This is a genomic window from Bacillus sp. 05T31 (assembly GCF_056396725.1).
On record NZ_JBFTMA010000992.1, the window covers coordinates 1 to 1170 of the forward strand.

Annotated in this window: 1 pseudogene; it reads left to right on the top strand. The window is 35.5% G+C overall.

Annotation, left to right across the window (positions count from 1 at the left end):
- A pseudogene (locus tag AC1DJR_RS30615) lies at positions 1 to 1043 on the top strand (hypothetical protein); the annotation flags it as partial.
- Positions 1044 to 1170 lie beyond the last annotated feature (127 nt).

Sequence of the window (1170 nt, forward strand, 5' to 3'; positions counted from 1 at the left end):
CAGGATGGCTTGCCTCTATATTAGGWCAAAAAGATGATGGGACATATTCATTRCAAATAGGTGAAATGGCAAAGTTTCGTTCTACAATAGATAATAATCCTGCAGCTAAATTAAACCGTTACTATACGGCTACTGGGACAAGCTGGGGACCTGTTTTTTCAGCACTATCTATGGGCGGGTTGTATTTGTCATCATACGGTTCTAATGATGGATTGGTGAACGAATGGAGTGCTAAGTTACCATATGGAACACATTTATTTACAGATTCACGATTTGATCATGATAATATACGAAAAGGTTCAGCCGTTTTCGCACGAATTGAACCATATTTACGGACAGTAAATGTACCAGTACCAGCTTTATTAGCCCAGAGCAATAGTTCAGAGGATAAGGTAGAACAATTAAACACAACTTCTAATCAAGCTATTTTAGGAGGAGAGTTGTCACAAAATGAGTGGGTAGGACAAACTGTCGCAGTTGATAAAAAAGCAGAAGGGGTAGTTTCTATTTTAACAGCTTCTTCAGATGTAGAAATACAACTAATATCTCCAAAAGGAAAAGTTTATACAAATAAAGATAGTGCTGTATCTACTGGTGAAGGTGAATCTCTCTTTAAAGGAGCCACTATAAGAACATTTAAATTTGATAAAATGGAAGCAGGAGAATGGCAAGTTAAAATGATGGCGAAGCAGCCGAAAGATGCATATTTAATCGTGACCGATTACAAAAAAGATGCTCCGTTCGTCCTTCAAATGCCGGCAAAGGTTAAAGTAAATAAAGCAGAGTATAAACTCAAAAAATCACCTGTAGCTCCAGAAATGAAAGGCGATCTTTCAGTAACAGTACGAGTAATTAATAAAGATGGAAAATTAGTTTCTGAATCAAATGAATCGAAAAACATTAATACAACTACATTTACAGGTGCTTTGAAAAATATAGAACAGCCAGGTGTATATAACGTTACAATTGATATGAAAGGRATGAATAAGGAAGGACAACCTTATAATCGTACGATAGTTAAATCGGTTTATGTGGAAAAGTAGGAAAGAATGAATCGGTTTTAATAAAAAAAGTGCCGAATTCTTGTGGAAGAAGGATTTCGGCACTTTTTCATGTTTATTAGATGAATAGAAAAGTGAAATAGGAGCTTATGTTCTATAAGAGGACGAT